The organism is Pseudomonas sp. 24 E 13 (assembly GCF_900004715.1).
GTDB classification, from domain to species: Bacteria; Pseudomonadota; Gammaproteobacteria; order Pseudomonadales; family Pseudomonadaceae; genus Aquipseudomonas; species Aquipseudomonas orientalis_A.
On sequence record NZ_CVTO01000148.1, the window covers coordinates 62,161 to 84,432 of the forward strand.

Sequence of the window (22,272 nt, forward strand, 5' to 3'; positions counted from 1 at the left end):
TCGGGGGCAAGCCCCCTCCCACATTTTGATTACTGCGAACTCTTGGCCATCTGCTTATCCGGAGTACGGAAGATCAACCGCGTCGTGTCATACCCCTGCTGCCGCGCCCTGCTCAGCAGGTCTTCACGGGTTTCGGCGCTCACCGTCGGCGTACGCGACAGGATCCACATGTAACGCCGGCTAGGGCTGCCGACGATGGCCGTCTTGTAGTCATCGCTGACATACAGCACCCAGTAATCGCCCTTGGCGACGCCGGGCAGTAACGACGTAAACCAGTTGTCGAATTCCACCCAGAGCTTGTCGGTCTTGCCCGGCACCTGGGGCGTGGCCGTGCCTTTGGCTTCCTGCCATTTCCATTCAGGCGTCAGGCAGCGGTTGAACACCGACATGTCGCCATCGGGCAGCAAGGTGTAGCGCGCTTCGGACTGCGCACAGTTGCGCTGGAAGTACATCGGCAAGCGGGCCAGCTCATACCAGGTGCCCTGGTAACGCTTGAGGTTGACGTGACTCGCGGTCTTGGGTTGCAGATCATCGCCAGAATGGCTGGCACAGCCCGCCAAAAACAGGCTGGCGCAAAGGAACACAACAAAACGCATCATTCTTCTTCTCCCGCAGGCTCGCGCCCCGGTTTACTTCAGGCCTTGCCCGGAAAACATCAGAACCTTGTCACCGGCATACTGCACGCTGATAAAGCTGTTTTTATCGCCCCAGGTGCAACTGGACATGCCCAGTGCGCCGGAACAATCGGTCGGCTTGCCCAGCAACGACTCCACCTCGGCCTTGGCCATTCCGGCCGACAGCTTCTGGTAATTTTCTTGGTTGACCTTGCTGCAAGCGGCCAACAGCACGCAAAAAGCCAGCAGGGCGAGACGGCGTAAAGACATGGAAAAGCTCCTGGAGAGACAAAGCAGCTGGGGTATCTGCCAGAAGCTTAGAAGGGAAAAGAGGTGTCTGGTTCCCGACGAGCGAAAACAAAAAAGCCCCGAAAACGCTGAAACGTTTCGGGGCTAGAGAGCTGATCGTTCCCACGCTCTGCGTGGTAATGCATCCCGCGATGCTCTGCGTCGCCATTGCGCAAAAAGCAGGACGCGGAGCGTCCAGAGCGGCATTCCCACGCGGAGCGTGGGAACGATCATGACGCGGGCTGTCTGGATGCCCGCGTCGCCTGTCAGCTTTTCGCGAGCAAGCTCGCGCCTACTTGTGATAAGCCGTCACACGCTCAACTTCTTCCTTCGAACCCAGGAACACCGCCACTCGCTGGTGCAGGCCTTCGGGCTGGATGTCGAGGATGCGCTGGTGGCCGTCAGTGGACGCACCGCCCGCCTGCTCAACCAGGAACGACATCGGGTTGGCTTCGTACATCAGGCGCAGCTTGCCCGGCTTGGAAGGCTCGCGGCTGTCACGTGGGTACATGAACAGGCCGCCACGGGTCAGGATGCGGTGTACGTCGGCCACCATGGCTGCGACCCAGCGCATGTTGAAGTTTTTCTTCAACGGGCCTTCTTCGCCTTCCATCAATTCGTTGACATAGCGTTTCACCGGCTCTTCCCAGTGACGCTGGTTGGACATGTTGATCGCGAATTCCTGGGTGGAGGCAGGAATGGAGATGTCTTCGTGGGTGAGTACGAAGCTGCCCATTTCGCGGTCCAGGGTGAAGCCCTTGACGCCATCGCCCAGGGTCAGGACCAGCATGGTCTGTGGGCCGTAGATCGCGTAACCGGCGGCGACCTGCTCGGTGCCGGGCTGCAGGAAGGCCTTTTCGTTCAGGGCTTCGTTCTGGCTCAGGTATTCGTTCGGGCAACGCAGTACCGAGAAGATGGTGCCGACCGGGGCGTTGATGTCGATGTTGGACGAGCCGTCCAGTGGGTCGAATACCAGCAGGTATGCGCCTTTAGGGTATTTACCCGGGATCTGGTAGGCATTGTCCATTTCTTCGGACGCCATGCCGGCCAGGTGACCGCCCCATTCGTTGGCTTCGAGCAGGATCTCGTTGGAGATGACGTCGAGCTTCTTCTGCACTTCGCCCTGCACGTTTTCAGTGCCCATGCTGCCCAGGACACCACCCAGTGCGCCTTTGGACACGGCGTGGCTGATTTCCTTACAGGCACGCGCCACCACTTCGATAAGGAAGCGCAGATCGGCAGGCGTGTTGTTGCTGCGGGTCTGCTCGATCAAATAGCGACTCAAGGTAACGCGGGACATGGAAGGCTCCGGAGAATGGGGGGCTGAAAACCCGCGCAGTTTAACGCGAGTCGGGGCGTATTTCCTCTAATCAGAGGATTTAACGCCAATAGAGTTCACGGCTTGGCGCCACGAGCCTCTGTAGGAGCGAGCTTGCTCGCGAAAAACTTAAAGACGCCGCGTTCGTTCAGGAAGCAAGCGTTATCGTTGACGTTCTTCGCGAGCAAGCTCGCTCCTACAGTGGCATCAGGGGGCTAGTCGAGGGCTTTCCAAATTTCGGTGGCGTATTCGCGGATGGTACGGTCCGAGCTGAACCAGCCCATCCGCGCCGTGTTCAACACCGCCGAGCGCCACCAGGCCTTGGAGTCGTGCCAATGCGCTTCAACCTGCGCCTGGGCGTCCCAGTAGGAGTCGAAGTCGGCACACACCAGGAAGCGGTCGTAGTCGATCAGCCCGTCGATCAACCCCACATACCGGCCCGGATCATCCGGCGAGAACACCCCGCCACGGATCGCTTGCAGCACATCGCTCAACCGATGGGACGCGGCAATATCGGGCCCTGCATTGAACTCGCCGGCATGCTTGCGAGCTTCTACCTGCTGGGCACTGAGACCAAAGATGAACATGTGCTCGGCGCCCACGCGCTCGTGCATCTCCACGTTGGCGCCGTCCATGGTGCCGATGGTCAGCGCGCCGTTGAGGCCGAACTTCATGTTGCTGGTACCCGACGCCTCGAAACCGGCGGTGGAAATCTGCTCCGACAAATCCGCCGCCGGAATGATGCTTTCCGCCAGGCTGACGTTGTAGTTGGGCAGGAAAACCACCTTGAGCAGGTCGCGCACGGTCGGGTCGTTGTTGACGGTGCGGGCGATGTCGTTGGTCAGCTTGATGATCAGCTTGGCCTGGTGATAACTCGCCGCCGCCTTGCCGGCGAAGATTTTCACCCGCGGCACCCAATCGACTTCCGGCTCGGCGCGGATCGCCTGGTACAACGCCACGGTGTGCAGCAGGTTGAGCAACTGGCGCTTGTACTCGTGAATCCGCTTGACCTGCACGTCGAACATCGCCGCCGGGTTCACCGAAATGCCCAGGCGCTCATGGATGATGTCGGCCAGCGCCCGTTTGCTGTGCAGACGTTGGTCGGCGAAGGCTTTGCGGAAGGTCTGCTTCTCGGCGAAGGTTTCCAGCTCGCCGAGGCGCGTTTCCATGGTGTCGAGAATGTCCGGGCCCAGCGCGTCCACCAGCATCGACGTGAGCTTGGGATTGGCCTGGTACAGCCAGCGACGGAAGGTGATGCCGTTGGTTTTGTTGTTGATGCGCTCCGGGTAGAGCTTATGCAGTTCGGAAAACACCGTGCTGCGCATCAGTTGAGTGTGCAGCCCGGACACGCCGTTGACACTGTGGGAACCGAGGAACGCCAGGTTGCCCATGCGTACGCGACGGCCGTTGTCCTCTTCAATCAATGACACTGCGCGCAGCACGTCGAAGTCGTGAATGCCCTTGGCGCGCAGCGAGTCGATGTGCCGGGCGTTGATCAGGTAGATGATCTGCATGTGCCGGGGCAGCATGCGCTCCATCAAGCCGACAGGCCAGGTTTCCAACGCCTCGGGCAACAAGGTGTGGTTGGTGTAGGAAAGCGTTTCGACGGTGACGTCCCACGCGGCCTCCCACGGGATGTCGTGCAGGTCGACCAACTGGCGCATCAACTCGGCCACGGCGATGGACGGGTGGGTGTCGTTGAGCTGGATGGCCGCGTGTTCGCCCAGGCTCAGCACCGTGCCGTGCATGTTCTTGTGGCGGCGCAGCAAGTCTTGCAACGAGGCGGACACGAAGAAGTATTCCTGGCGCAGGCGCAGCTCCTGCCCCGCTTCGGTGCTGTCGGCCGGGTAAAGCACGCGGGAGATGCTTTCGGCGCGGGCCACCTCGGCCACGGCGCCCAGGTGGTCACCGGCGTTGAAGCGCTCCAGGTGCAGGTCTTCCACCGCGCGGGCACGCCACAGGCGCAGGGTGTTGACGCTGGCGCCACGCCAGCCGACTACCGGGGTGTCATAGGCCACCGCGCGTACGGTTTCGCTGGGCGACCACACCTGAATCATCTTGCCGGACGCGTCCGCCAGGGTTTCCACGCTGCCGCCGAAACCGATCGGGTAGATCACTTCGGCGCGTTCGAACTCCCAGGGGTTGCCAAAATCCAGCCAGCGTTCGGTCTGCTCCTGCTGCCAGCCATCGACAATTGCCTGGCGGAACAAGCCGTGCTCGTAACGAATGCCATAACCGTGACCGGCGATGCCCAGAGTCGACATACTTTCCATGAAGCACGCCGCCAGGCGGCCCAGGCCACCGTTGCCAAGCGCCGCGTCGGGTTCGAGCAGGCGAATGCGCTCAAGGTCGACGCCGAGCTCGGACAGGGCTTCGCGAGCGATCTCCAACACGCCAAGGTTGCTCAGGCTGTCGTAGAGCAGGCGGCCGATAAGAAATTCCAGCGAGAGGTAATACACCCGCTTCTGGCCTTTGCGGTAGATGCGCCGCGTGTGGTCCATCCAGTGGTCGACCATCTGGTCGCGTGCGGCCAGGGCAATGGCCTCGAACCAGTCATGGTCGAAGGCGTGGTCCGGGTCCTTGCCCACCGCGTAGGTGAGTTTGGTCAAGACGGCATCGCGAAATGCGGCTACCTCTGCTTCTCGTGCAAGTGGTTCCTGAGACATCAATTGCGACCTCGGGCGAGATAGAAGGAGTTGCTAGAGCCTAGACGGTCTGACAGACGGTAGACGCTCTGGTTCGTCAATTTTTTAACTCATTCACGGTTGCGTGAATTTGATGCAGAGGTCGTGCCCGATCGCCGTTCGCGCAGAAACCCTGAAAAGATTGTTCAAAAAACCACCAATCCCGGTATGATCGCGCGCCCGGATACAGCCCCACCTTTTGGAACCCCGATGAAGCCTCAACTGATCGCCGCCGCGGAACTCGACCGTCTCGAGACCTGGCAGAAATATTCCGCCCACATGTGCGGCGGCTGCGTGTCCAGCTGCTGCACGCTGCCGGTCGAAGTGAAGATCAAGGACCTGATCCGCATCGGCATCGTCGATGAGTTCGAGCGCGGCGACCCACCGAAGAACATCGCCAAGCGTTTGCAGAAGGAAGGCATCGTCGAGCGCTACAACAACAAATCCGAGATTTTTACCCTGCAGCGCATGAGCAACAATGATTGCTTGTACCTGGATCGTAAGACGCGCTTCTGCACTATTTATGACAAGCGCCCGGATACCTGCCGCAATCACCCCAAGATCGGCCCGCGGCCGGGGTATTGCGCGTACAAGCCCAAGGAAGTGGTGCGCGAGACCAAGTTCAAGACCCTCGATAAATTCTGATCCAGGGTTGATCGTTCCCACGCTCCGCGTGGTAACGCAGCCCTGGACGCTCTGCGTCCGCCCTTGAAAGCGGAACGCGGAGCGTCCCAAGCGGCATTCCCACGCAGAGCGTGGGAACGATCAGGCAAACAGCAGGCATAAAAAAACGCCCCCGGCCTTTCGACCGGGGGCGTTTTTCATTCAGCCTGAGTTAACTCAGTTCTTGGCTTTCTTGGCAGCGCGGGTACGCTCGCCTTCGTCCAGGATCTTCTTACGCAGGCGGATCGACTTAGGCGTGACTTCGCACAGCTCGTCGTCCTGGATGAATTCCAGGGCCTGTTCCAGGGTGAAGCGAACAGGTGGAACCAGAGCGATGGTTTCGTCTTTGCCCGAAGCACGCATGTTGTCGAGCTTCTTGCCTTTGGTTGGGTTGACGCCCATGTCGTTGTCACGGCTGTTCAGACCAACGATCTGACCGTTGTAGATCTCTTGACCGTGCTCAACGAACAGCTTGCCACGTGCCTGGAGGGTTTCCAGGGAGTAGGTCAGCGCCTTGCCGGTTTCTACCGATACCAGAACACCGTTCTGACGACCGGACATGTCGCCGGACTTCATGGTGTCGTAGCGATCGAAGATCGAGGTCAGGATGCCAGCACCGTTGGTCAGGGTCAGGAACTGGTTACGGAAACCGATCAGACCACGCGCAGGGATGTTGTATTCCAGACGTACACGGCCCTTGCCATCCGGCACCATGTTGGTCAGGTCGCCCTTACGCAGGCCCATCTCTTCCATGACCTTGCCCTGGGATTCTTCAGGGGTGTCGATGGTGACGTTTTCGAACGGTTCCTGCTTCACGCCGTCAACCTGACGGATGATCACTTCCGGACGACCCACACCCATTTCGAAGCCTTCGCGACGCATGGTTTCGATCAGTACCGAAAGGTGCAGCTCACCACGGCCGGAGACCTTGAACTTGTCGGCCGAGTCGCCTTCTTCAACGCGCAGTGCAACGTTGTACAGCAGCTCTTTGTCCAGACGCTCCTTGATGTTACGGGAGGTCACGAACTTGCCTTCCTTACCGCAGAACGGCGAGTCGTTCACCTGGAAGGTCATGGAAACGGTTGGCTCGTCAACGGTCAGAGGCTTCATCGCCTCGACGGTGTCCGGCTGGCACAGGGTGTCGGAGATGAACAGCGAGTCCATACCGCTGACGCACACGATGTCGCCGGCGAAGGCTTCTTCAACGTCGATGCGGTGCAGGCCGTGGTGACCCATCAGCTTCAGGATACGACCGTTACGCTTCTTGCCGTCGGCGCCGATAGCGACAACCGGGGTGTTCGGCTTGACGCTGCCACGCGCGATACGGCCAACGCCGATAACACCCAGGAAGCTGTTGTAGTCCAGTGCCGAGATTTGCATCTGGAACGGGCCTTCACGGTCAACCTTCGGTGGTGGAACGTGGTCAACGATGGCCTGATACAGCGGAGTCATGTCTTCCGCCATGGCGGTGTGTTCCAGACCGGCAATGCCGTTCAGGGCCGAAGCGTAGATGACTTGGAAGTCCAGCTGTTCTTCGGTAGCACCGAGGTTGTCGAACAGGTCGAAAATCTGGTCCAGTACCCAGTCCGGACGCGCGCCTGGACGGTCAACCTTGTTGATGCACACGATCGGACGCAGGCCGGCTTCGAACGCCTTCTTGGTCACGAAACGGGTTTGCGGCATAGGGCCGTCTTGAGCGTCAACCAGCAGCAGAACGGAGTCAACCATCGACATTACGCGTTCTACTTCGCCGCCGAAGTCGGCGTGGCCCGGGGTATCCACGATGTTGATGTGGTAGCCGTTCCAGTTGATGGCGGTGTTTTTCGCCAGGATGGTAATACCGCGCTCTTTTTCCTGGTCGTTGGAGTCCATCACGCGCTCGTCGTTGAGCTCGTTGCGCTCCAGGGTGCCGGATTGACGCAGGAGTTTGTCTACCAGGGTGGTTTTACCATGGTCAACGTGAGCAATGATGGCGATGTTACGTAGATTTTCGATCACTTGTGTATCTCGATCAGAGGATTCGGTGTGCTGACAGGTCGTGGCAGCGATTAACAGTAGAGTCAGGCCTTGCCGTTACAGCTTGACGGCAGAGTCGGGGGGCCGGTGACGCAGGCCACAGGCAAACAGCCCCGGGCTCTTAGCTCGGTCGATAAACGCGCACATTGGCATGCCCCTCACTGAGCAAATGGTGGGCATGCAGGCGACTCATCACGCCTTTGTCGCAATACAGCAGGTACTGACGGCTGTCATCCAGTTCCTTGAAACGCGCGTTCAATGCATAAAACGGCAGCGTTTGTACGTCGATGCCAGGAATCTCCAGGGGCTCGTCTTCGGCGGCATCCGGGTGACGGATGTCGACGATGATCTGGCCGGCCAGGGCTTCGCTGACTTCTTCGATCTGCACATCCTGGCCCAGCTCGTCGATGACGCGATCGATCGGGACCAGTTTGGCGTTCTCGAGCGCACGCTCCAGAATCGCCATGTCGAACTGTTGTTCTTCATACTCCACGCGGTTGCGCTTGGCGTGGGTCTTGGGGTTCACCGAAATGACCCCGCAATACTCGGGCATATGCTTGGCAAAGTCGGCGGTGCCGATTTCTTCTGCCAGGTCGATGATGTCCTGCTTGTGGCTGGCGATCAGCGGGCGCAGCACCAGCTTCTCGGTCACGCAGTCGATCAACGACAGGTTCGGCAACGTCTGGCTGGATACCTGGGAGATCGCTTCACCGGTCACCAGCGCATCGATCTGCAACTGGTCGGCGATCCGGGACGCGGCGCGCAACATCATACGCTTCAAAACTACGCCCATATGACTGTTATCGACTTTGCCGAGAATTTCGCCCAGCACTTCTTCGAACGGCACGCTTACAAATAGCACGCGCTGGGAGCTGCCGTACTTCTTCCAGATAAAGTGCGCCACTTCCATCACGCCCAATTCGTGTGCACGACCGCCCAGGTTAAAGAAGCAGAAGTGGCTCATCAGGCCGCGCCGCATGATCTGGTAGGCCGCGACCGTGGAATCGAAACCGCCGGACATCAACACCAGGGTCTGTTCCAGGGCGCCCAGCGGGTAGCCGCCGATGCTGTCGTGCTGGCTGTGGATCACAAACAACCGTTGGTCGCGAATTTCCATGCGCACTTCGATTTGCGGCGCTTTGAGGGAGATTCCGGCCGCACCGCACTCGCGACGCAGCTTGCTGCCGACGTATTTCTCCACATCCATGGAGCTGAACGGATGCTTGCCGGCGCGCTTGCAACGCACCGAAAAAATCTTGCCGGCAAGCTCATCACCGAAGTGCAGCCGGCACTTCTCGGTGATGTCGTCGAAGTCGCCCAGCGGGTACTCGTCCACTTGCAGGAAATGCGCGATACCCGGCATGCAGCTCAGGCGCTCGGTCATGTCCTTCAAGGCTTTGGCGTCGGTCAGGCGGGTTTCCAGCTCGAGATTGTCCCACACGCCGTTCACCACCACAGCCGGGTCCAGATCGCGGAGCACGGCACGGATGTTCTTGGCCAACTGACGGATGAAACGCATCCGTACCGGTCGGCTCTTGATGGTGATCTCGGGGAAGACTTTTACGATTAATTTCATGGAAACAGCGCGCGCCGGGCCTGCTGAAAAAGGGGGGCGCGGATTATAGCGGAAATCGCTCAAGGTTTAACCAGTTAATATGCATCGCATGTGCAGCGCACCAAAACAGGTCATTTTCACCCAATAACGCTACATTGCGGTGCGTCATTTATCGCCCATTGGCCGTTTGCACCGTTATAGGGGCCATTTTGAAGCAAAAAGACCATGTTGGCGCACTGGCATGCAATTTGCTCTCTTGTGAGGCAGGTTGCCTTGGCGGAGTATCCGCGCCGGCATCACCCAAATTCTAAGGGCTAACTCCACTACCAAGCCCGAAGCCACCCGGAGGACACCATGTCGAAGTCGGTTCAACTCATCAAAGATCATGACGTTAAATGGATTGATCTGCGCTTCACGGACACCAAAGGTACTCAGCACCACGTGACCATGCCGGCTCGCGACGCGCTGGATGATGCTTTCTTCGAAGAAGGCAAGATGTTCGACGGTTCCTCCATCGCCGGCTGGAAAGGCATCGAAGCCTCCGACATGATCCTGATGCCGGACGACAGCACGGCCGTCCTCGACCCGTTCACCGAAGACCCAACCCTGATCATCGTCTGCGACGTGATCGAGCCTTCGACCATGCAAGGCTACGACCGCGACCCACGTGCGATCGCCAAGCGTGCCGAGGAATACCTGAAGTCGACCGGTATCGGCGACACCGTATTCGTAGGCCCGGAGCCTGAATTCTTCATCTTCGATTCGGTCAAGTTCAAGTCCGACATCTCCGGTTCGATGTTCAAGATTTTCTCCGAACAAGGTTCGTGGATGTCCGACCAGGACGTGGAAGGCGGCAACAAAGGCCACCGTCCAGGCATCAAGGGCGGCTACTTCCCGGTCCCGCCATTCGACCACGACCACGAAATCCGTACCTCCATGTGCAACGCCATGGAAGAGATGGGCCTGGTCATCGAAGTTCACCACCACGAAGTGGCGACTGCCGGCCAGAACGAAATCGGTGTGAAGTTCAACACCCTGGTCGCCAAGGCTGACGAAGTCCAGACCCTGAAGTACTGCGTACACAACGTGGCGGATGCCTACGGCCGTACCGCTACCTTCATGCCCAAGCCGCTATACGGCGATAACGGTTCGGGTATGCACGTTCACCTGTCCATCGCCAAAGAAGGCAAGAACACCTTCGCCGGCGAAGGTTATGCCGGCCTGTCCGACACCGCCCTGTACTTCATCGGCGGCATCATCAAGCACGGTAAGGCCCTGAACGGCTTCACCAACCCGTCGACCAACTCCTACAAGCGTCTGGTGCCAGGTTTCGAAGCGCCGGTAATGCTGGCCTACTCGGCCCGTAACCGTTCCGCCTCGATCCGTATTCCTTACGTGTCCAGCCCACGCGCTCGCCGTATCGAAGCCCGCTTCCCGGACCCGGCAGCCAACCCGTACCTGGCCTTCGCTGCGCTGGTCATGGCCGGCCTGGACGGTATCCAGAACAAGATCCACCCTGGCGACGCCGCCGACAAAAACTTGTACGACCTGCCGCCTGAAGAGGCCAAAGAGATCCCACAAGTGTGCGGCAGCCTGAAAGAAGCCCTGGAAGAGCTGGACAAGGGCCGTGCGTTCCTGACCAAGGGCGGCGTGTTCAGCGACGACTTCATCGATGCCTACATCGAGCTCAAGAGCGAAGAAGAAATCAAGGTTCGCACCTTCGTACACCCACTGGAATACGAGCTGTACTACAGCTGCTGATCCGGTAGCGCTGCTTGACGTAGCGTGATGATAAAGACCTCCTTCGGGAGGTCTTTTTTTGCCTGTGGATTGTCAGATGGCCGCTTGGCGGTCGAGCATACGGCTGACCATCAGCGTCCCCATGGCGCTCAATTGGTGAATGGCCAGTGCGATATCGCGGTGCTTGCCATCCAGGTCTTCGCAAAGGTCCAGCAACAAGGTACTGACCGAGGAGAAGGTTTCGAAGCTGTTGATCATCAGGGCTTCGTCGTCGATATCGGCGGCGATGGTGAAGACGGATGGGGGTGGATTTGGGGTTGGCTTGAACATGTCTTAACTTCCTCGAATGAGGCCGCCATCGACTCGCTACTAAACGATTGGGTGGCAGCTGGGCGCAGGTTAGTAGACCGGGGAAGTTAAGCAAAAACCGGCGCACCCGAAGATGCCCTGCACACAGCCGCCATAAAGAACGGTGCGGTACACGCTTAACTTGACCTCAGGCTACTAAACCTGATCGCTGATGAGCAGCGACCGAGTAACCTTAGAGACGACAAGCCAGCCGTACAAGCCGGCGGATTCTGGCTCACCTGTAGGCAACCGCGCAAGCTAAGGTAGCCTGCGCCTGACGCCCTACACAGCCACTGTAGGAGCGAGCTTGCTCGCGAAAAACGCCAGGACACCACATTTCTTCAACATTTACGCGTTATCGTTAACGACCTTCGCGAGCAAGCTCGCTCCTACAGGGGATTTCCTTTGAAACGTCGATTTGTGTTCGCTCTGTTATTTGTCAGCGCCAGTGCCAGCGCCGCGCCTCCCACGCTTGAGCCGTTGCTCAACAGCATCGCTGAACGCCTGGAGATCGCCGACCAGGTGGCCTTGAGCAAATGGGACAGCCACAAGCCCGTTGAAGACAAAAAACGCGAGCAGGAAGTGATCGCCAGCGTCGTCGCCCAAGCCCCGAGCTACAAACTGGACCCCGCCGCCGCCGAGCAGTTTTTCTCAGCGCAGATCGAGGCGAACAAACTGGTGCAATACACCCACCTGTCCGACTGGCAGTTCCAGGGCAAGGCGCCGGACGATCCGCGCCCGGACCTGGTCAAGCAGATTCGCCCGCGGCTGGATGAATTGCAAAAACGCCTGCTGCAACAACTGGCGGACTTCACCCCGCAGCGTACCGACCCGCAGTGCCCGCAGTGGCTGGCCGCGGCGGTGCATGAACCGTTGAACGATCCGCTGCGCCAACTGGCGATGATCCGCGCCACCGCCGAGCTGTGCCTATACAAAGGCTAGCCCTGTAAACCCAATTAAAAATGTGGGAGGGGGCTTGCCCCCGATTGCGGTGGTTCAGTTGATAGATAGGCTGACTGACACCCTGCTATCGGGGGCAAGCCCCCTCCCACATTTGAATCGCATCCATCCCTGACAGCCCACCCCAAGTCGCACTATATTGGTGCGATAGGTTGCACCCTCACTCCAGCCCCAGCCCATTTTGGTTCGATTCTTCCCGAGCAGACTGGCAGAACGCCACAGTTTCGCGCCTGAACCGCCTATTTCACGGGTTTAACGCTTCTTTTCGGAGCCTTGGTTTGGTTTTTGCATTTTCCTTGTATCAGCGTGTGCCTCAAGCCTGCGCCTTGCTCCAAAAGAGGTCCCGATGACCATCAGCGATGCACTGCACCGTTTGTTACTCGACAACCTGACCACCGCGACCATCCTGCTCAATGCCGACTTGCGCCTTGAGTACATGAACCCGGCGGCGGAGATGCTCCTGGCCATCAGCGGCCAGCGCAGCCATGGGCAGTTCATCAGCGAATTGTTCACCGAGTCCGCCGAGGCCCTGAGCTCGTTGCGCCAGGCCGTGGAGCAGGCGCACCCGTTCACCAAGCGCGAAGCAATGCTCACCGCCCTGACCGGGCAGACGCTGACCGTCGACTACGCGGTGACACCAATCCTGAGCAATGGCGCCACCCTGCTGCTGCTCGAAGTGCACCCCCGCGACCGCCTGCTGCGCATCACCAAGGAAGAGGCGCAGCTGTCCAAGCAGGAAACCAGCAAGATGCTGGTGCGTGGCCTGGCCCATGAGATCAAGAACCCCCTGGGCGGCATTCGCGGCGCGGCGCAGTTGCTGGCCCGCGAGCTGCCGGAGGAGCATCTCAAGGACTACACCAACGTCATCATCGAAGAGGCCGACCGCCTGCGTAACCTGGTGGACCGCATGCTCGGCTCCAACAAGCTGCCGTCCCTGGCCATGACCAACGTGCACGAAGTGCTGGAGCGCGTCTGCCAACTGGTCGACGCCGAAAGCCAGGGCTGCATCACCCTGGTGCGCGACTACGACCCAAGCATTCCCGACGTCTTGATCGACCGCGAGCAAATGATCCAGGCGGTGCTCAACATCGTGCGCAACGCCATGCAGGCCATCAGCAGCCAGAACGAGTTGCGCCTGGGCCGCATCAGCCTGCGCACCCGCGCGCTGCGCCAGTTCACCATTGGCCATGTACGCCATCGCCTGGTGACCAAGGTCGAGATCATCGACAACGGCCCGGGCATTCCGGCCGAACTGCAGGAAACCATCTTCTTCCCCATGGTCAGCGGCCGCCCGGACGGTACCGGGCTGGGCCTGGCCATTACCCAGAACATCATCAGCCAGCACCAGGGCCTGATCGAATGTGAGAGCCATCCCGGCCACACCACGTTCTCGATCTTCCTGCCATTGGAACAAGGAGCCCCCACGACATGAGCCGTAGTGAAACTGTCTGGATCGTCGATGACGACCGTTCTATCCGCTGGGTCCTGGAGAAAGCCTTGCAACAGGAAGGCATGACCACCCAGAGCTTCGACAGCGCCGACGGCGTGATGAGCCGCCTGGCTCGCCAGCAGCCGGACGTGATCATCTCCGATATCCGCATGCCCGGCGCCAGCGGCCTGGACTTGCTGGCGCGCATTCGCGAGCAGCACCCGCGCCTGCCAGTGATCATCATGACCGCGCACTCGGACCTGGACAGCGCTGTCGCGTCCTACCAGGGCGGCGCCTTTGAGTACCTGCCCAAGCCGTTCGATGTGGATGAGGCGGTGGCGCTGGTCAAGCGCGCCAACCAGCACGCCCAGGAGCAACAGAACCAGGAAGCCCCGCCGGCCCTGACCCGCACCCCGGAAATCATCGGTGAAGCGCCGGCGATGCAGGAAGTGTTTCGCGCCATCGGGCGCTTGAGTCACTCCAACATCACCGTGCTGATCAACGGCGAATCGGGCACCGGTAAAGAGCTGGTGGCCCACGCCCTGCACCGTCACAGCCCTCGGGCAGCCTCGCCGTTCATTGCACTGAACATGGCCGCAATCCCGAAGGACTTGATGGAGTCCGAGCTGTTCGGCCATGAAAAAGGCGCGTTCACCGGCGCGGCCAATCTGCGCCGTGGACGTTTTGAACAGGCCGACGGCGGCACCCTGTTCCTCGATGAAATCGGCGACATGCCGGCCGATACCCAAACCCGCCTGCTGCGCGTGCTGGCCGACGGCGAGTTCTATCGGGTGGGCGGGCACACGCCGGTCAAGGTGGATGTACGCATCATCGCGGCCACCCACCAGAACCTGGAAACCCTGGTGCACGCCGGCAAGTTCCGTGAAGACTTGTTCCACCGCCTCAACGTGATCCGCATCCACATCCCGCGCATGTCGGACCGCCGCGAAGACATCCCCACCCTCGCCCGCCACTTCCTCAGCCGCGCCGCCCTGGAACTGGCCGTGGAGCCGAAGCTGCTCAAAAGCGAGACCGAGGAATACCTGAAGAACCTGCCATGGCCCGGCAACGTACGCCAACTGGAGAACACCTGCCGCTGGATCACGGTAATGGCGTCCGGGCGCGAAGTGCACATCAGCGACCTGCCACCGGAGCTGTTGAGCCTGCCGCAGGACTCGGCCCCAGTGACCAACTGGGAACAGGCGCTGCGCCAATGGGCCGACCAGGCCCTGGCACGCGGCCAGTCGAACCTGCTCGACAGCGCCGTACCGGCGTTCGAGCGGATCATGATCGAGACCGCGCTCAAGCACACCGCCGGCCGCCGCCGCGATGCCGCTGTGCTGCTGGGTTGGGGCCGCAATACCCTGACGCGCAAGATCAAGGAACTGGGGATGAAGGTGGATGGCGCAGATGACGACGACAGCGACGACGCCTGATCCCAATCTCTGATCCACTGAAAATCCAATGTGGGAGGGGGCTTGCCCCCGATTGCGGTGGGTCAGCCACAGATAGGCTGGCTGGTACACCGCTATCGGGGGCAAGCCCCCTCCCACATTTGGATCGTCACAAGATTTGAAGGTTGTGCACTGCTTCAATGCACCATGAACCGGCATTGGGCACTGACTTGAGACCTGAAAGATCGCTATCGCTCAAAAATTCTTGAACGCTGAAACCACCAAAGCCCCGGATTCCGGGGCTTTGCGCTTTCTTGCAATCATTTACCGCGCCAATTGCAAACTTTGGCACGCGCCCTGCAATAACCCTGGTACTACCCAGTTTCGGGGACCTTGGTACAGGCAGGCCGAGAATCCCCTCTTTAACACCGAAGCCTCTGGCTTCACCCCGTTTTGGGAGCCCTGGTACAGGCAGGCCGGGAACTCCCTCTTTTATTGCTCCTGGAGATGGATCTCCAGCCGCCAGCGGTCATCGACCTCCTGGCCGTTCCACTCCCCACGCAATGGCCGCGCCGCCACCAGGTTGAGCAGCAAACCGCCGTCGGTCTTGCGCACGCGCCAGTTCACATCCTTGTCATTGACCTTCAGTTGCCCATTGGCAGCCTTGCCCTGTGCGTCGAACAACAGCGCCACGGCGCCGTCGATATGTTCGCCGTGCAGCTTGGGCTCGCGGTTGAACCACACCAGCAGACCGTCCGCCACAGGTTCTATCTGTTGCAGTTCGACCGGTTCCGGGGTGGTCAGGCGCCCAATCATCAAGCCCACCATCAGGCCGACAATCGCCAGCGAGCCGAGTACCCTGGGCAATAGCTTCGGCCTTGGATCGTCTTCAGGGGTAGAATGCAGCGCATCTTTGCCTTCGGAGCCGTGCATGTTTCACGTCATCCTTTTTCAACCAGAAATTCCGCCGAATACCGGCAACGTTATCAGGCTGTGCGCCAACAGTGGCTGCCACCTGCATTTGATCGAACCGCTGGGCTTCGACATGGACGATAAACGCCTGCGCCGCGCCGGGCTGGATTACCACGAGTACGCCACCCTCCAGCGCCATGCCGACCTGGCCAGCTGCCTGGAAAGCCTGGGCCAGCCACGTGTGTTCGCGTTCACCACCAAGGGCTCGCGACCGTTTCATGATGCCAGCTTTGCCGAGGGCGACGCGTTTCTGTTTGGCCCGGAGAGCCGCGGCCTGCCGGCCGACGTGCTTGACGCCCTGCCTGATGGCCACCGCCTGCGCTTGCCGATGCGCGAGGGCTGCCGCAGCCTGAACCTGTCCAACACCGTCGCCGTGGCCGTCTACGAAGGCTGGCGCCAACTCGGTTTCAAGTAACACCGCATAGCAAATGTGGGAGGGGGCTTGCCCCCGATTTCGGTGGGTCAGCTACAGATAGGCTGGCTGATACACCGCTATCGGGGGCAAGCCCCCTCCCACATTTTTTACCGCGTCGACTTACTGAACCGTCGACGAACCTTCCTGTTGCATGCGCTGCAGCTCTTGAGCGTACAGGGCATCGAAGTTCACCGGTGCCAGCATCAACGCCGGGAACGAGCCACGGGTGACCAGGCTGTCCAGGGTCTCACGGGCGTACGGGAACAGGATGTTCGGGCAGAACGCGCCCAGGGTATGGCTCATGGACGCTTCGTCCAGGCCCTGGATCAGGAAGATACCCGCCTGTTGCACTTCAGCGATGAAGGCCACTTCTTCGCCGTTCTTGACGGTGACCGACAGGGTCAGCACGACTTCGTGGAAGTCACCTTCCAGGGCTTTCTGGCGGGTGTTCAGGTCCAGCGCGACGCTTGGGGTCCATTCCTGGCGGAAGATGGCCGGGCTTTTCGGCGCTTCGAACGACAGGTCACGCACGTAGATGCGCTGCAGCGAAAACTGTGGGCCTTGGTCTTGCGCTGCTTCGGTGTTCTGTTGATCAGTCATCGCAGATCCTTCTTTATCTTGGGGTCTTTTAGGGGTTAGGCGGACAGCAGCGCGTCAAGTTTACCGGCGCGCTCCAAAGCAAACAGCTCATCGCAACCACCGATATGCCGGCTGCCGATCCAGATCTGCGGGACCGACGTGCGGCCAGCCTTCTGGGTCATTTCGGCGCGCACTTGAGGCTTGCCGTCGACCTTGATTTCTTCGAAGGCGACCTTCTTGCTCTGGAGCAACTGCTTGGCTCGAATGCAATAAGGGCAATAATCGCTGGAATACACGACAACCTGGCTCATATCACTTCACCAACGGCAGGTTATCGCCACGCCAGCTGCTGATACCACCGGACAGCTTGGCGGCGGTAAAGCCGGACTTGAGCATCTCGCGGGCATGCGTGCCGGAGTGCTGGCCTTGGGCGTCGACCAGGATAATGGTCTTGGCCTTGTATTTCTCCAGTTCGGCCAAGCGCGCGATCAGCTTGTCCTGGGGAATGTTCAGGGCGCCGACGATGTGGCCGGCGGCGAAATCCTTGGCCGGGCGAATATCCACGACAACGGCCTCATCCTTGTTGACCAGGGCGGTCAGCTCCGATGTGCTCAGGCTGCGGCCACCACGGCTCAATTCGTGAGCGATCAGCAGCGCCAGCAGGATGACGAAGGCACCCACGAGCAGATAGTGGGCAGTGGCAAATGCAATCAGGTGATCAACCATCAAGGAGGTTCCAGGGCGTTAAAATGGCGGTAAGTATACACAGCCGTCGGGGGCGGCCAACCCCCGTAAAGCGGTGACGCGGTTGGAACTTCGCTTTAAACTGCCACTCACTTTTCCATTGCCTTCCTTTATTACCGCCGCGAGAGGATCTATGACTACCACGCCTAAACCTTTGGTCCTGATAATTCTCGATGGCTTCGGACACAGTGAAAGCCACCACGACAACGCGGTGTACGCCGCCCGCAAGCCTGTGCTGGACCGTCTCACCGCCACCGTGCCCAACGGTTTGATCTCAGGCTCCGGCATGGACGTGGGCCTGCCGGACGGCCAGATGGGCAACTCGGAAGTCGGTCACATGAATCTCGGCGCCGGACGAGTGGTCTATCAGGACTTCACCCGCGTGACCAAAGCGATCCGCGATGGCGAGTTCTTCGAAAACCCGACCATCTGCGCAGCGGTGGACAAAGCCGTCGCCGCTGGCAAGGCCGTGCACTTCATGGGCCTGCTGTCCGATGGCGGCGTACACAGCCATCAGGACCACCTGATCGCCATGGCCGAACTGGCCTTCAAGCGCGGCGCCGACAAGATCTACCTGCATGCCTTCCTTGACGGTCGCGACACCCCGCCCAAAAGCGCGCAGTCGTCCATCGAACTGCTGGACGCCACCTTCGCCGCCCTGGGCAAAGGCCGCATCGCCAGTCTGGTAGGCCGTTACTTTGCCATGGACCGCGACAACCGCTGGGACCGCGTGGCCCAGGCCTACAACCTGATCGTCGATGGCCAGGCCGAATTCAACGCCGCCACCGCCCAGCAAGGCCTGGAAGCCGCCTACGCCCGTGGCGAGAGCGATGAATTCGTCAAGGCCACCACCATCGGCGAGCCGGTGAAAGTCGCAGACGGCGACGCCATGGTGTTCATGAACTTCCGCGCCGACCGTGCCCGTGAGCTGAGCCATGTGTTTGTCGACGACGGTTTCAAAGACTTCGAACGCGCACGCCAGCCGAAAGTCGAGTTCGTCATGCTCACCCAATACGCCGCCAACATCCCGGCCCCGTCGGCTTTTGCGCCGGGCAGCCTGGAAAACGTACTGGGCGATTACCTGGCGAAAAACGGCAAGACTCAACTGCGCATCGCCGAAACTGAAAAATATGCCCACGTGACCTTCTTCTTCTCCGGCGGACGTGAAGAACCTTTCCCTGGCGAAGAGCGCATCCTGATCCCATCGCCAAAAGTCGCGACCTACGACCTGCAGCCGGAAATGAGCGCACCGGAAGTCACCGACAAGATCGTCGACGCCATCGAGCATCAGCGTTATGACGTCATCGTGGTCAACTACGCCAACGGCGACATGGTCGGCCACAGCGGCAACCTGGAGGCTGCCACTAAGGCCGTGGAATGCCTGGACCTGTGCGTGGGCCGCATCGTCGATGCCCTGGACAAAGTCGGTGGCGAAGCGCTGATCACCGCCGACCACGGCAACTGCGAGCAGATGTCCGACGAGTCCACCGGCCAGGCCCACACAGCCCACACCACCGAGCCGGTGCCGTTCATCTACGTCGGCAAGCGCGATTTCAAAGTGCGTAACGGCGGCGTACTGGCGGATGTGGCGCCGACCATGCTGATGCTGATAGGGCTGGAAAAGCCGAAGGAAATGACCGGGACCTCAATTCTGGTCTGATTTAAACAACACGGTAGATCCAATGTGGGAGGGGGCTTGCCCCCGATGACGGAGTGTCAGTCAACACTTATGTGACTGGTCCACCGCTATCGGGGGCAAGCCCCCTCCCACATTGGCCCTTCGGTGTTTGGAAGATATCTTTTTGCCATACCACCACCACTCGGCACCTATCTTGCCCGCCCGCCCCAATTGGACGTTTTTTTTGCGGCGCTTGGCGGGCATACTAGAGCGTCCCTTTCCCCTGGTGTCGCCCGCCTCTATGCTTCGCGCCTTGATTACCCTCGCTCTTGTCTGCCTGCTCCAACCGGCATTTGCCGATGAGCGTGCACAAACCCAACAACAGTTGGACGCTACGCGTCAGGACATTACCGAGCTGAAAAAACTGCTCGGCAAGCTCCAGGAAGAAAAGTCCGGGGTGCAGAAAGACCTGCGCGGCACGGAAACCGAAATGGGCAAGCTGGAGAAGCAGGTCCAGGAGCTGCAAAAAGAATTAAAGAAGAGCGAGTCGGAACTGGAGCGACTCGACGCTGAGAAAAAAAAACTCCAGAGCGCACGCGTTGAACAGCAACGCCTGATCGCAATCCAGGCCCGCGCCGCCTACCAGAGCGGCCGCCAGGAATATCTCAAGCTGCTGCTCAACCAGCAGAACCCGGAAAAGTTTGCCCGCACCCTCACCTATTACGATTACCTGAGCCAGGCGCGCCTGGCGCAGTTGAAGGGCTTTAACGAAACGCTGCGCCAGTTGGCCAATGTCGAGCAGGAGATCAACGATCAGCAGGCCCAACTGCTCGACCAGAAGACCGCGCTCGACACCCAGCGCAACGAGTTGGACAAGGTCCGCAAGGAACGCCAGCAAGCCCTGGCCAAGCTCAACAATGACGTAAAAGCCCGCGACGCCAAGCTCCAGGCCCGCGAGCAGGACCAGGCCGACCTGGCCAAAGTGCTCAAGACTATCGAAGAAACCCTGGCGCGCCAGGCACGCGAGGCCGAGGAGGCGCGGCAAAAAGCGCTGATCGCCCAGCAGGAAGCCGAAAAAAAGCGCCAGCGTGAGGCCGAACTGGCAGCCACTACCGATGCGCCGGCCCCGCGCAAACCGGCGCACGCAGCGCCTGGCCCGCTGGTTTCCAGCAGCGGCGAGTCGTTCGGCGGGCCTTTTGCTGCAGCGCGCGGCAAACTTCCATGGCCGGTTGATGGTCGACTGTTGGCACGCTTCGGCGAAACCCGTGGCGATGACACCCGTGCCAAGTGGGACGGTGTGATGATCAGCGCCTCTGCGGGCAGCCAGGTCCACGCCGTCCACGGCGGGCGCGTGGTGTTTGCCGATTGGCTGCGCGGGGCCGGCCTGCTGGTGATTCTTGACCACGGTAATGGCTATTTGAGCCTTTACGGCCACAATCAGACGTTACTCAAGTCGGCAGGTGATGTGGTAAAAGCCGGTGAATCCATCTCCACTGTCGGTAACAGTGGTGGCCAGGACACCCCGGCGCTGTACTTCGCTATTCGTCAGCAGGGCCGCCCGAGCGACCCTGCACAATGGTGCAGATCCCAAGGATAGGGTCTCATCTACATTAGGAGTTCGTTCGACATGCTGCATTTGTCCCGCCTCACTTCGCTGGCCCTGACGATCGCCCTGGTGATCGGCGCGCCTCTGGCTTTTGCCGACCAGGCTGTTCCCGCCGCGACCGCTGCGACCACCAAGGCGCCGTTGCCGCTGGACGAGCTGCGCACCTTTGCCGAGGTCATGGACCGGATCAAGGCAGCCTATGTCGAACCCGTAGACGACAAGACCCTGCTGGAAAACGCCATCAAGGGCATGCTCAGCAACCTCGACCCGCATTCGGCCTACCTGGGCCCGGAAGACTTCGCTGAACTGCAGGAAAGCACCAGCGGTGAATTTGGTGGCCTGGGCATTGAGGTCGGTTCCGAAGACGGCAACATCAAGGTGGTCTCGCCCATCGACGACACCCCGGCATCCAAGGCCGGCATCCAGGCGGGTGACTTTATCGTCAAGATCAACGGCCAGCCAACCCGCGGCCAGACCATGACCGAAGCCGTCGACAAGATGCGCGGCAAGATCGGCCAGAAAATCACCCTGACCCTGGTGCGCGACGGCGGCAATCCGTTCGACGTGACCCTGACCCGCTCCACCATCGTGGTCAAGAGCGTGAAGAGCCAGTTGCTGGAGTCGGGCTACGGCTACATCCGCATCACCCAATTCCAGGTCAAGACCGGCGACGAAGTGGCCAAGGCCCTGGCCAAGCTGCGCAAGGACAACGGCAAGAAGCTCAACGGCATCGTGCTCGACCTGCGTAACAACCCGGGCGGTGTGTTGCAGTCTGCGGTGGAAGTGGTCGACCACTTCATCACCAAGGGCCTGATCGTCTACACCAAGGGCCGCATCGCCAATTCCGAGCTGCGCTTCTCGGCCACCGGCAACGATCTGAGCGAGAACGTGCCGCTGGCCGTGCTGATCAACGGCGGCAGCGCCTCGGCCTCGGAGATCGTCGCCGGCGCCCTGCAGGACCAGAAGCGCGGTGTGCTGATGGGCACCACGACCTTCGGTAAAGGCTCGGTGCAAACCGTATTGCCGCTCAATAACGAGCGTGCGCTGAAGATCACCACGGCGCTGTACTACACGCCCAATGGTCGCTCGATCCAGGCCCAGGGCATCGTGCCGGACATCGAGGTGCGCAAGGCCAAGATCACCAACGAGATCGACAGCGAGTACTACAAAGAGGCGGACCTGCAAGGCCACCTGGGCAATGGCAACGGCGGCGCCGACCAGCCGACCGGCAGCGGCGCCAAAGCCAAACCGATGCCGCAGGACGACGATTACCAGTTGGCCCAGGCGCTGAGCCTGCTCAAGGGCCTGAGCATCACGCGCAGCCGTTGA

Annotated in this window: 20 protein-coding genes; 9 read left to right on the plus strand and 11 right to left on the minus strand. The window is 60.2% G+C overall.

From position 1 onward, the window contains the following. Window positions 1–29: 29 nt before the first annotated feature. The 4 genes from BFP90_RS21205 to BFP90_RS21220 form a co-directional block, all read right to left on the minus strand. Window positions 30–599 (minus strand): lipocalin family protein, encoded by a 570-nt coding sequence (locus BFP90_RS21205; protein WP_065885743.1) that lies wholly within the window; start codon window positions 597–599, stop codon window positions 30–32. A 30-nt stretch (window positions 600–629) separates the two neighbouring features. Next, window positions 630–884 carry a lipoprotein gene (locus BFP90_RS21210; protein WP_033897714.1) on the minus strand — a complete coding sequence of 85 codons (255 nt, stop codon included), beginning with the start codon at window positions 882–884 and terminating at the stop codon, window positions 630–632. Window positions 885–1,194: 310 nt separating this feature from the next. Beyond that, window positions 1,195–2,202, minus strand: coding sequence for a class 1 fructose-bisphosphatase (locus tag BFP90_RS21215; RefSeq protein WP_065885744.1), 1,008 nt, complete (start codon window positions 2,200–2,202; stop codon window positions 1,195–1,197). A gap of 233 nt (window positions 2,203–2,435) precedes the next feature. Beyond that, entirely contained in the window at window positions 2,436–4,886 is a 2,451-nt protein-coding gene (locus tag BFP90_RS21220) for a glycogen/starch/alpha-glucan phosphorylase (RefSeq protein ID WP_065893724.1), read from the minus strand. Window positions 4,887–5,114: 228 nt separating this feature from the next. Between BFP90_RS21220 and BFP90_RS21225 the strand changes: the two genes are divergently transcribed. Continuing rightward, complete coding sequence (locus tag BFP90_RS21225) at window positions 5,115–5,549, plus strand: YkgJ family cysteine cluster protein (RefSeq protein WP_024072902.1); 435 nt, start codon at window positions 5,115–5,117, stop codon at window positions 5,547–5,549. Window positions 5,550–5,744: 195 nt separating this feature from the next. Here the strand turns inward: BFP90_RS21225 and typA are convergent, their stop codons facing one another. Together typA and thiI are read right to left on the minus strand one after the other, a co-directional pair. Then, entirely contained in the window at window positions 5,745–7,565 is a 1,821-nt protein-coding gene (typA, locus tag BFP90_RS21230; protein WP_017478180.1) for a translational GTPase TypA, read from the minus strand. A gap of 139 nt (window positions 7,566–7,704) precedes the next feature. After that, a complete protein-coding gene (thiI, locus tag BFP90_RS21235) occupies window positions 7,705–9,159 on the minus strand; it encodes a tRNA uracil 4-sulfurtransferase ThiI (RefSeq protein ID WP_065893726.1) in 1,455 nt (484 codons plus the stop codon). Between the two features lie 333 nt (window positions 9,160–9,492). Here thiI and glnA point away from each other — a divergent pair, with 333 nt between their 5' ends. Beyond that, window positions 9,493–10,899: a glutamate--ammonia ligase gene (gene glnA, locus BFP90_RS21240; protein WP_024072899.1), complete on the plus strand. Its 1,407-nt coding sequence runs from the start codon at window positions 9,493–9,495 to the stop codon at window positions 10,897–10,899. A gap of 72 nt (window positions 10,900–10,971) precedes the next feature. On the opposite strand, the gene BFP90_RS21245 is transcribed toward glnA, so the two are convergent. Then, window positions 10,972–11,208, minus strand: coding sequence for a DUF6124 family protein (locus BFP90_RS21245; protein ID WP_065893727.1), 237 nt, complete (start codon window positions 11,206–11,208; stop codon window positions 10,972–10,974). Between the two features lie 423 nt (window positions 11,209–11,631). On the opposite strand from BFP90_RS21245, the gene BFP90_RS21250 reads away from it, so the two are divergent. The 3 genes from BFP90_RS21250 (at window position 11,632) to ntrC (ending at window position 15,051) form a co-directional block, all read left to right on the plus strand. Continuing rightward, window positions 11,632–12,168, plus strand: a complete 537-nt coding sequence (locus tag BFP90_RS21250; protein ID WP_065897909.1) for a chorismate mutase — start codon at window positions 11,632–11,634, stop codon at window positions 12,166–12,168. A gap of 364 nt (window positions 12,169–12,532) precedes the next feature. After that, on the plus strand, window positions 12,533–13,618 hold the full coding sequence (glnL, locus tag BFP90_RS21255; protein WP_057724492.1) for a nitrogen regulation protein NR(II): 1,086 nt from the start codon (window positions 12,533–12,535) through the stop codon (window positions 13,616–13,618). Beyond that, a complete protein-coding gene (gene ntrC / locus BFP90_RS21260) occupies window positions 13,615–15,051 on the plus strand; it encodes a nitrogen regulation protein NR(I) (protein ID WP_065885751.1) in 1,437 nt (478 codons plus the stop codon). The genes glnL and ntrC overlap by 4 nt, the downstream gene beginning before the upstream one ends. A 450-nt stretch (window positions 15,052–15,501) precedes the next feature. Here ntrC and BFP90_RS21265 read toward each other — a convergent pair whose 3' ends face one another. Then, window positions 15,502–15,942 (minus strand): hypothetical protein, encoded by a 441-nt coding sequence (locus BFP90_RS21265; protein WP_065893729.1) that lies wholly within the window; start codon window positions 15,940–15,942, stop codon window positions 15,502–15,504. Between BFP90_RS21265 and BFP90_RS21270 the strand changes: the two genes are divergently transcribed. Then, a complete protein-coding gene (locus BFP90_RS21270) occupies window positions 15,941–16,396 on the plus strand; it encodes a tRNA (cytidine(34)-2'-O)-methyltransferase (RefSeq protein WP_065893730.1) in 456 nt (151 codons plus the stop codon). The two genes, BFP90_RS21265 and BFP90_RS21270, sit on opposite strands and share 2 nt — an antisense overlap. A 120-nt stretch (window positions 16,397–16,516) precedes the next feature. Here the strand turns inward: BFP90_RS21270 and secB are convergent, their stop codons facing one another. Genes secB through BFP90_RS21285 form a run of 3 tightly spaced genes read right to left on the minus strand, consistent with a single transcriptional unit; the run spans window position 16,517 to window position 17,701 of the window. Then, window positions 16,517–16,996: a protein-export chaperone SecB gene (secB, locus tag BFP90_RS21275; protein WP_003171119.1), complete on the minus strand. Its 480-nt coding sequence runs from the start codon at window positions 16,994–16,996 to the stop codon at window positions 16,517–16,519. 35 nt (window positions 16,997–17,031) lie between these two features. Further along, window positions 17,032–17,286 carry a glutaredoxin 3 gene (gene grxC, locus BFP90_RS21280; RefSeq protein ID WP_065885754.1) on the minus strand — a complete coding sequence of 85 codons (255 nt, stop codon included), beginning with the start codon at window positions 17,284–17,286 and terminating at the stop codon, window positions 17,032–17,034. Between the two features lies 1 nt (window position 17,287). Beyond that, the gene (locus tag BFP90_RS21285) at window positions 17,288–17,701 is read right to left on the minus strand and encodes a rhodanese-like domain-containing protein (protein ID WP_057025458.1); all 414 of its coding nucleotides are present in this window, start codon (window positions 17,699–17,701) and stop codon (window positions 17,288–17,290) included. Between the two features lie 151 nt (window positions 17,702–17,852). On the opposite strand from BFP90_RS21285, the gene gpmI reads away from it, so the two are divergent. From gpmI to BFP90_RS21300, 3 genes are all read left to right on the plus strand, one after another. After that, entirely contained in the window at window positions 17,853–19,379 is a 1,527-nt protein-coding gene (gpmI, locus tag BFP90_RS21290) for a 2,3-bisphosphoglycerate-independent phosphoglycerate mutase (RefSeq protein WP_065897910.1), read from the plus strand. 259 nt (window positions 19,380–19,638) lie between these two features. Further along, window positions 19,639–20,934, plus strand: a complete 1,296-nt coding sequence (locus tag BFP90_RS21295; RefSeq protein WP_065893733.1) for a murein hydrolase activator EnvC family protein — start codon at window positions 19,639–19,641, stop codon at window positions 20,932–20,934. A gap of 30 nt (window positions 20,935–20,964) precedes the next feature. Further along, window positions 20,965–22,272 carry a S41 family peptidase gene (locus tag BFP90_RS21300; RefSeq protein ID WP_065885757.1) on the plus strand — a complete coding sequence of 436 codons (1,308 nt, stop codon included), beginning with the start codon at window positions 20,965–20,967 and terminating at the stop codon, window positions 22,270–22,272.

Excerpts from the sequence above, each read along its gene's own strand:
- BFP90_RS21205 (WP_065885743.1), bottom strand. The coding sequence starts at position 599 with ATGATGCGTTTTGTTGTGTTCCTTTGCGCCAGCCTGTTTTTGGCGGGC.
- BFP90_RS21210 (WP_033897714.1), bottom strand. The coding sequence starts at position 884 with ATGTCTTTACGCCGTCTCGCCCTGCTGGCTTTTTGCGTGCTGTTGGCC.
- BFP90_RS21215 (WP_065885744.1), bottom strand. The coding sequence starts at position 2,202 with ATGTCCCGCGTTACCTTGAGTCGCTATTTGATCGAGCAGACCCGCAGC.
- BFP90_RS21220 (WP_065893724.1), bottom strand. The coding sequence starts at position 4,886 with ATGTCTCAGGAACCACTTGCACGAGAAGCAGAGGTAGCCGCATTTCGC.
- BFP90_RS21225 (WP_024072902.1), top strand. The coding sequence starts at position 5,115 with ATGAAGCCTCAACTGATCGCCGCCGCGGAACTCGACCGTCTCGAGACC.
- thiI (WP_065893726.1), bottom strand. The coding sequence starts at position 9,159 with ATGAAATTAATCGTAAAAGTCTTCCCCGAGATCACCATCAAGAGCCGA.
- glnA (WP_024072899.1), top strand. The coding sequence starts at position 9,493 with ATGTCGAAGTCGGTTCAACTCATCAAAGATCATGACGTTAAATGGATT.
- BFP90_RS21245 (WP_065893727.1), bottom strand. The coding sequence starts at position 11,208 with ATGTTCAAGCCAACCCCAAATCCACCCCCATCCGTCTTCACCATCGCC.
- glnL (WP_057724492.1), top strand. The coding sequence starts at position 12,533 with ATGACCATCAGCGATGCACTGCACCGTTTGTTACTCGACAACCTGACC.
- ntrC (WP_065885751.1), top strand. The coding sequence starts at position 13,615 with ATGAGCCGTAGTGAAACTGTCTGGATCGTCGATGACGACCGTTCTATC.
- BFP90_RS21270 (WP_065893730.1), top strand. The coding sequence starts at position 15,941 with ATGTTTCACGTCATCCTTTTTCAACCAGAAATTCCGCCGAATACCGGC.
- BFP90_RS21265 (WP_065893729.1), bottom strand. The coding sequence starts at position 15,942 with ATGCACGGCTCCGAAGGCAAAGATGCGCTGCATTCTACCCCTGAAGAC.
- secB (WP_003171119.1), bottom strand. The coding sequence starts at position 16,996 with ATGACTGATCAACAGAACACCGAAGCAGCGCAAGACCAAGGCCCACAG.
- grxC (WP_065885754.1), bottom strand. The coding sequence starts at position 17,286 with ATGAGCCAGGTTGTCGTGTATTCCAGCGATTATTGCCCTTATTGCATT.
- BFP90_RS21285 (WP_057025458.1), bottom strand. The coding sequence starts at position 17,701 with ATGGTTGATCACCTGATTGCATTTGCCACTGCCCACTATCTGCTCGTG.
- gpmI (WP_065897910.1), top strand. The coding sequence starts at position 17,853 with ATGACTACCACGCCTAAACCTTTGGTCCTGATAATTCTCGATGGCTTC.
- BFP90_RS21295 (WP_065893733.1), top strand. The coding sequence starts at position 19,639 with ATGCTTCGCGCCTTGATTACCCTCGCTCTTGTCTGCCTGCTCCAACCG.
- BFP90_RS21300 (WP_065885757.1), top strand. The coding sequence starts at position 20,965 with ATGCTGCATTTGTCCCGCCTCACTTCGCTGGCCCTGACGATCGCCCTG.